Origin of the sequence: Paenibacillus popilliae ATCC 14706 (assembly GCF_000315235.1) — a bacterium.
GTDB classification, from domain to species: Bacteria; Bacillota; Bacilli; order Paenibacillales; family Paenibacillaceae; genus Paenibacillus_B; species Paenibacillus_B popilliae.
Window position 1 is genome coordinate 1 of the sequence record NZ_BALG01000197.1, and the last position, 5290, is coordinate 5290.

At 43.8% G+C, this 5290-nt stretch carries 3 protein-coding genes and 1 pseudogene; 1 reads left to right on the plus strand and 3 read right to left on the minus strand.

Translation table 11 applies throughout. The features are described from left to right. Nucleotides 1-157: 157 nt before the first annotated feature. Both PPOP_RS23435 and PPOP_RS13180 read right to left on the minus strand, forming a co-directional pair. On the minus strand, nt 158-580 hold the full coding sequence (locus tag PPOP_RS23435) for a hypothetical protein (RefSeq protein ID WP_006286994.1): 423 nt from the start codon (nt 578-580) through the stop codon (nt 158-160). An 11-nt stretch (nt 581-591) separates the two neighbouring features. After that, entirely contained in the window at nt 592-1104 is a 513-nt protein-coding gene (locus PPOP_RS13180; RefSeq protein ID WP_042228801.1) for a hypothetical protein, read from the minus strand. Between the two features lie 66 nt (nt 1105-1170). Here PPOP_RS13180 and PPOP_RS13185 point away from each other — a divergent pair. Beyond that, nucleotides 1171-1389: pseudogene (locus PPOP_RS13185) on the plus strand (transposase domain-containing protein); the annotation flags it as partial. Nucleotides 1390-1507: 118 nt separating this feature from the next. On the opposite strand, the gene PPOP_RS22810 reads toward PPOP_RS13185, so the two are convergent. Next, nucleotides 1508-5269, minus strand: a complete 3762-nt coding sequence (locus PPOP_RS22810) for a GumC domain-containing protein (protein ID WP_042228803.1) — start codon at nt 5267-5269, stop codon at nt 1508-1510. Nucleotides 5270-5290 lie beyond the last annotated feature (21 nt).

Below are 5290 nucleotides of genomic sequence, written 5' to 3' on the forward strand. Positions count from 1 at the left end.
GGTAAGGAATCTTGCTGCAAGCGCTCGACACGTTTTTTTCCAAACGTTGTCCATGCAAAGCCTTTCGTTAAAAAGCGGCTTAAAGTGTACTGTGTCAAGTGGTTTTTTAGATATTGAAATATTGAAATATTGTAGACACTTTTATAGTGTTGACTGATTACCAATTAGTGTATTGAACTGCATAGGTCATGTTAGTCATTGTTTCTTGTCTTAATTTCCCAACGTCAACATCTTCACCATATTGTGAACGATTTCGAGTTGATGGCCTACTTGGGTCATACATGTGCTTTTCAGAGTGTGGGTTAACAAAATCATTTGGATTGCTTCCCCCACCTGGCTTTGTAGGAACTGGAGCATTACCCATCCCCTCAGACGCCTTTCCGGCACTTTCCTCAGCGTTACTCACAGCGCTTTTTTCAGCGTTTTTCGTAACGCCGACTTCCGAAATGCCATAAGTAGGTGGTTGCGACTGTTTTTCTCTCCCTTCCATCGCTTTGATTTCTTCTTTTGTTAGTGTTGGAATGTTGTCATCCAACTCTGGCTGTTCCGTTGACGTTCTTGTCCCCAGTTGTGATTCCACTTCACAGCATTCTATTGGCCGCTTGGCTCTACCTCCGATACCGCACGGTCTGCACACTCGGATCTCCCTTTCTTCGGCTGAAGGAAAACCGTACTCCCGTCTTCTATGATTTCAGGTGGAATGTCACTCATTAGGGTATCCAATTTATACGTTATTTGTTCTATATTTCTATAATTTACTACCGCCTTTATGGGAAATACCATTGTTTTTAGATGATCATTTGCTGGTGTACTTAATTCAGACGAAATCAATGCTATGCTTGATTCCAAGTCTTGTATCATGCTGTTTAATGCATCGGTGACGCGTTGTATTTTATGTTCATATATTTCTATTCGCTGTTGCTTCGCTTGGCTATCTGCTTGTGCCGCTTTTTTTTCAACTTGAAGCAGCTCTTGTTGCTTGTTTTGGAGGGTTTGCTGTTGAACTTGATGTTGATGTTGAGCTTGCTTCTGCTCTATTGCAGTAATTTGCCGATCATAGCGGGCTGCAATCTCAGCTATACCTTTCTTCTTGGTTACATCCACTTGTTTTTGGCCTTCACGGATGGCTTGTATTTGCTGTTTGACCTGCCTATCCGATCCTCGACCTTTAAAAACGGGCTCTTTGCCTATACTCCGCGCGGAGCCAAGGCGAGCGCAGCGATCTACAGTGTGATCGAGACGGCCAAGGAAAATGGGCTGCACCCGTTTCGGTATCTCACGCACTTGTTCGAGCAATTGCCGCAGCTTGCCAATCTGCAAGAGCCACAGGCGTTAGCGTCCTTTATGCCGTGGTCGCCGCAGTTGCCGGACTTCTGCCGTCTGAACTAATCTACATCGATCATACACTGGCCCCAATCTGACCGCTAGGTGGGGCCGATTTGACGTTCACTGATGTTCCTCTATAGCTGCTGCTGTAATTTCTCAGGCTGTCAGTTGTGAGCATCTTTCACATGATTTCATTCGTTTCTATTCTTCTTTTTTCTTCGTAAATATCACGAATATCACGGATAACTTCCTTAACAAAGGGATCTAGTTCATTCCTGATTTGTGTTTGTAAGGAATATCCAATCGTAGCTATATCATTTTGTAGGATTTCCAGTATCGATTTTCGAACCAACTCGGCAGCTTGTTTTGTTATATACTCTTCGTTATTTTGAATTTTATAGAAACTATAGTCGTAAATCGAATGGGTTTGCAAGATAGCGTCAAGCTTGTCTTCCGTTATGTTCGGCAACAACGTATTTACAATCAAATCTTTTATTTTCGTGTGTATCTTTTCGATCTGCTGCTGGGGGACTACCTGTTTTTTAATCAACTTTTGCAATGATTTTGCCTGTAAATTAAACGGTAACAAGTCTAGCAGTTCTATTGTTGAACCTAAGCGCTCCGGATGAGCCAACACATTTCTTACGATTTGTTTTGCACGTTCTGCATTCATCGATACGGGTCGCCAGTGGGTAACAGCTAACCATTCATCGAATGGAACATGAACATGGAGAGCATCATCTTCGACAACAATAATATATTCTACTTTCCCTCCGATAACTTCATCTCCGATGCGAACAACGACAGGCGCAGTTATCGATTGTCCTTTCCACTCCATGGGTACAGAGCAATGTCGTTCTCGAGATAAGGCTTGCAATTGTTGTTTCACAGATTGTACGCGTTCCGGAAGTACGGCAACATGGACAAATACAATGGGATAATTAAGAACCGTATCAATATGCTCTACCCTTCCTTCTATCGAAGGTTCTGCAAAAGGCAACGATAATTTTTGTCCGACCACTACTGCAGTTTCTTGCGGCGATTCATTTACATCAACGTGTTCATCCCGGTTGATTTCGTCTGTATATACATATTGAATCGGTTTATACCTACCTTGTTGTTCTCCATCCTTACGTACAAAAATATTTAATGGCAATTCTCTAAATTCTTGGTTCGTTGTAGACAAAGGCACACCGATTCGAACAAAAGAATGGGGTTGATCTCCAAGAGATAGCACCTTCCCTATTACCGTTTTCGTTACACTCCCCACTCCCCCCTGTAGCTCATCCCACTGAAGTGTAAACTTCTGTCCTTCATGGCGAATAACAGGAGCAATTCGATTTGGATGAACAGATATATGCACTGTCTCCACAGGTAAAACGGCACCTTCTTCATTTCTATATTTAAAAAAATGATTTTCCGTAAGCGTAGTTGTTCGGAGTAAGTTAGCATTTTCTAGACCATATATAGTAGGCAGTTCACTTGCATCTGCCTCTGTTAAACCCGTTATTAAAATTTCACCATTATTTTCAATACTGGACAGTTCACCAAGAACCGTTTCCCCCTCTTTAAACGGGACGCGAATTAATTTACGTCTTTCTCTCGCATCCAATATAAGCGGACGATCTTCAGTTGGAAATTCTGCTATTTCTTCTTTTACACGATTGTTGTTCTCGTCTACCTGTTCGTCCTCCGACAATTCGCTTATTGACCACTCACCTTCACCGTTAGGCTTGATCGGCGAAGGTGTAGGTGTGTTATCACTCGTCCCCGGTTGCGACTGTTGTTCTCTCCCTTCCATCGCTGCGATTTCTTCTTCTGTTGGAGGTGCTGGGATGTTGTCATCTAACTCTGGCTGTTCCGTTGACAGGCTTGTCCCCGGTTGTGGTTCCATTTCACAGCATTCTTCTACTGACCGCTTGGCTCTACCTCCGATACCACACGGTCTGCACACTCGGATCTCCCTTTCTTCAACGGCAATTTCGTCTTCAACGATCTCCTCGCTTATTGGTTTCCCTGCTGTCTCTTCTACCGCAACCGCACTGTCCTTTATCATTTCTAGCTTGGTGGCCGTTCTTGATACAATGCCTGCTTCTCGACTGATTCCTTTGATAACTAAGGTCGTTGCTTCTTCTGGCTTGATAGGCACAAAGCTTCCCATCGGATCCATGGCTAGCAAAGTAAACTGAACGTATTTCAGTTTATCTAAAATCTGTGCTTGCCACCCAGGACTGTCGAACAAGTTATGCTCGATCATGTCAACCATAGGTAAAAATATAGGTTGCAAAGCTTGTCGTTGCCCGTTTATGTTCTCTTTGGCTTGCTTGACCTGGATGACGTTCTCCGCTGCTGCCTCTAGATTACTCCAGTAAGCGGCGCACTCTTCCTCTGTCCCTGCTGCTTGTTCCAAAGCGGCAAGCAGTTGCGCTTGGGTTACCAAATCCGATATCGCTATTTCCGAATCGATGTGCTCCATCGTTTGCGCCAACGACACCATCGTTCGCAGCACGCGTTGCTTGTCCACTTGCTGTCGGATATGCGCATTCGTTTCCGTTTCCCCTGGTCCGAACAAGCTGGCCTGCAAGCTATTCTCCACGGCTTGCACCGCTTGTTTATTGCCTTCGTAGATGGATTTGACGAGTTGACTTGGATGCCGGAACGATTCGGATAAATGGTTTCCAAGCTCGGTGAAAAATTTTGTAAATGTAGGTTCCTTGGCTATTTTTCTGGCATGCTCCCCTTGCACCCCATCCACAATCATTTTCAACTGTTGCCCCAAATCAACCGCCATATTTGCATAGTGGGAAGCTTGCTCCGCAGTGGTGTTTAGTCGTTGTTTGGCTTGGTTAGTTTCTGTTTTCTGCGTAGACCGCAGCAATGTTCCATGTTCTGGATTTATTGCCTGCCACAGGCTACCATAAGAGAGCCCTTGTCGATTTTTAAGGACTTGAATCAGTTGCTTCGTCTTCGCTTCGGCACGCCGCTGTGCAGCTTCACGCTCTTCTTTCTCTTCTGACAAACTTGCCCACCAATCTACCAGTAAAACTTTTCCGTCAAGCCTTTGTTGTGCTACACGATCGCGAGCACTCTGCCCGATCCGGTTATTAGCCTCTTGCTCCTGGTCTGCTGCTCTTTTTAACTGCTGCTGAATTTCTGCCACTCTTTCGGCAGTTTGCTGCTTTATCATCGCTAGTAATTGATTTTCAAATACGGCTAATTCCTCTACGGTTAACTTCTCTACTCGAAATTGTCGGAACAACTGCAAGAGGGGATCAGTGTATTTTTTGTTCATGGTCGCTAGTTGGATAACTATTTTATTCATTTGGGTATGTAAATTGAGTTGTTTCGTTTGGAATGGCTGAATGAAAAGAGTACTCCTATCTTTTTTTATTTCGGGCGGTAGGTGACCCATTACGGTTTCTAACTTAGACGTCATTTGTTCCATATTTTTATAATTCGCTATCGCATCTATGGTAGGTACCATTGTTTTTACATGGTCATTTGTGGGTGTACTTAATTCAGACGAAATCAAAGCAATGCTTGATTCCACGTCTTGTATCATGCTGTTTAATGCATCGGTGACGCGTTGTATTTTATGTTTATATAATTTTATTCGCTGTTGCTTCGCTTGACCATCTGCTTGTGCCGCTTTTTTTTCAACTTGAAGCAGCTCTTGTTGCTTGTTGTGGAGGGCTTGCTGTTGCGCTTGATGTTGAGCTTGCTTCTGCTCTATTGCAGTCATTTGCTGATCATAGCGGGCTGCAATCTCGGCTATTCTTTTCTTGGTTGCATCCACTTGTTTTTGGCCTTCACGGATGGCTTGTATTTGCTGTTTTACCCGCCTATCCGATCCTCGACCTCTAGGCCGCTTCCCCTGCCGTATTTGCGATAATAGATTCAAATCCTGAATTTTTCCATTATTATTTTCCCTTATTTCTATCATAATTTGTTCTTGAAGCTCTTC

Bases quoted from the DNA above. Each gene is read 5' to 3' on its own strand.
- PPOP_RS22810 (WP_042228803.1), bottom strand. From the start codon at position 5,269: ATGATAGAAATAAGGGAAAATAATAATGGAAAAATTCAGGATTTGAAT.